This window comes from Aeromicrobium sp. PFPM2_SD2 (genome assembly GCF_057364525.1).
In genome coordinates this window covers 1-715 of record NZ_JBNFNZ010000733.1, presented here as the reverse complement: position 1 = coordinate 715, position 715 = coordinate 1, and the positions used below count along the sequence as shown (strand labels likewise).

Below are 715 nucleotides of genomic sequence, written 5' to 3'. Positions count from 1 at the left end.
ACCCCCCGACCGCGACCCGGACGACCCGTCCCCGTGGCCGACGATGGGGGAGTGGCTGCGCCACCGCCTGCCCGAGCACGTCGACGTGCCCGGCCTGCTCGCGGCCGGACGCTTCGTGGACGCCGACGGGCGGCCGGTCGCCGACGCCGACCCCTACGCGCCGCACACCTTCGTGTGGTTCCACCGCGACCTGCGCGAGGAGCCCGAGGTGCCGGGCACGATCCACGTCGTGCACCGCGACGAGCGGCTCGTCGTCGTCGACAAGCCGCCGTTCCTGGCGTCCATCCCGCGCGGCAACTACGTGCGCCAGAGCGTCGTCGTCCGGCTGCGCGAGGAGCTGGGCCTGCCCGAGCTCTCGCCCCTGCACCGGCTCGACCGCGTCACGTCCGGCCTGCTGATGCTGGCGACCGAGCGGCGCTGGCGCGGGCCCTACCAGTCGCTGTTCCAGGACGGGCACGTCGCCAAGACCTACCGGGTGCTGGCGCCGTGGCGGCCGGACCTCGTGCTGCCGGTCACCGTCCGCGACCACCTGGCCAAGCGGCGCGGCACGTGGCAGGCCGAGGTCGTGCCCGACGCCCCGGTCAACGCCGAGACGCTCGTCGAGCTCGAGGAGCGGCGCGGCGACCTCGCCGTCTACCGGCTGACGCCGCGCACGGCCGGACGCACCAGCTGCGCATGCACCTGTGGGGCCTGGGCGTCCCGATCTGGGCCGGCG

At 75.7% G+C, this 715-nt stretch carries 1 protein-coding gene; it reads left to right on the top strand.

The window, feature by feature from the left end; genetic code table 11:
* The coding region (locus AC2W7G_RS17770; RefSeq protein WP_485869598.1) for a pseudouridine synthase at positions 1–715 on the top strand (715 nt) is incomplete at both ends.